Source organism: Lysobacter sp. Soil_C_15 (assembly GCF_057657315.1).
Genome location: NZ_JBDGIR010000042.1, coordinates 1 through 284, shown reverse-complemented (window position 1 = coordinate 284; position 284 = coordinate 1). Strand labels below are relative to the sequence as shown.

Below are 284 nucleotides of genomic sequence, written 5' to 3'. Positions count from 1 at the left end.
GTGAGCCTGGGCGACACGCTGACCTACACGGTCACCGTGACCAACACCAGCGCCAGCGGCAACCTGACCAACGTGGTGGTGAGCGACAGCAAGATCACCCCGAGCAGCACCACCTGCGCCACGGTGGCGCCGAATGCGACCTGCGTGCTGACCGGCACCTACGTGGTGACGGCGGCCGACGTGACCGCGGGCAGCATCAGCAACACCGCGACGTCGACCAGCCCGGCCTGCCCGGCGGGCAGCACCGACCCGGCCTGCACCACGACGGTGACCACGCCGGTGAC

General features: G+C 70.4%; 1 protein-coding gene. It reads left to right on the top strand.

Translation table 11 applies throughout. The features are described from left to right. The coding region (locus tag AC3A57_RS22945; RefSeq protein ID WP_487581014.1) for a DUF7507 domain-containing protein at positions 1-284 on the top strand (284 nt) is incomplete at both ends.